This is a genomic window from Rhizobium ecuadorense, from assembly GCF_001187535.1.
GTDB classification, from domain to species: Bacteria; Pseudomonadota; Alphaproteobacteria; order Rhizobiales; family Rhizobiaceae; genus Rhizobium; species Rhizobium ecuadorense.
The window spans coordinates 1-237 of the sequence record NZ_LFIO01001596.1 but is presented as its reverse complement, the minus strand read 5'-3'; the positions used below and the strand labels follow the sequence as shown (position 1 = coordinate 237).

Sequence of the window (237 nt, the reverse complement as noted above, 5' to 3'; positions counted from 1 at the left end):
TGAAGCTGTCCACCTCGTCGATGAATAGGATTGCCGGGGACCTTCCTCTTGGCGTCGTCGAAGGACGTGAACATCGCCCGCTGCATGTCGCCGAGATGCCCCTTGGACTGCCATCGAGCCGCTGAGGCGACGACCAGCTCGACGTCACAGGTGTTCCGCTAGCGCCTTGGCGAAGATCGTCTTGCCGACACCCGACGGCCCCGAGAGCAGCAGACCAGTATCGACGTCGCTCCATGG

The 237-nt window shown here is 62.9% G+C and carries 1 protein-coding gene; it reads right to left on the bottom strand.

Annotated features, from left to right (window positions below; translation table 11 throughout):
* Window positions 1–144 precede the first annotated feature (144 nt).
* A complete protein-coding gene (locus AF337_RS46590; RefSeq protein ID WP_425287907.1) occupies window positions 145–210 on the bottom strand; it encodes an AAA family ATPase in 66 nt (21 codons plus the stop codon).
* Window positions 211–237 lie beyond the last annotated feature (27 nt).